The sequence below is a fragment of the Vibrio sp. 1151_11 genome, from assembly GCF_029478525.1.
In the GTDB taxonomy this organism is placed as follows: domain Bacteria; phylum Pseudomonadota; class Gammaproteobacteria; order Enterobacterales; family Vibrionaceae; genus Vibrio; species Vibrio anguillarum.
Genome location: NZ_SHMN01000132.1, coordinates 1 through 262, shown reverse-complemented (window position 1 = coordinate 262; position 262 = coordinate 1). Strand labels below are relative to the sequence as shown.

2 rRNA genes are annotated in these 262 nt (G+C 47.3%); both read right to left on the bottom strand.

Going from position 1 to position 262, the window contains the following annotated elements:
• Positions 1–71: ribosomal RNA gene (rrf, locus tag EXZ60_RS19090) — 5S ribosomal RNA — on the bottom strand; the annotation flags it as partial.
• An 87-nt stretch (positions 72–158) separates the two neighbouring features.
• Positions 159–262: ribosomal RNA gene (locus EXZ60_RS19085) — 23S ribosomal RNA — on the bottom strand; the annotation flags it as partial.

Genomic DNA, 262 nt, shown 5'->3' with positions numbered 1-262 from the left:
TCGGCGCTGTTGTGTTTCACTTCTGAGTTCGGCATGGAATCAGGTGGGTCCACAACGCTATGGTCGCCAAGCAAATTTCTTAATTCGGAAAGCTGTTTCGTTCTCATTCACACATTCAATGTTCTTCAATTGAGCCCACAAAACCCCTTCGGTGTTGTATGGTTAAGCCTCACGGGCAATTAGTATTGGTTAGCTCAACGCCTCGCAGCGCTTACACACCCAACCTATCAACGTTCTAGTCTCGAACAACCCTTTAGGACAC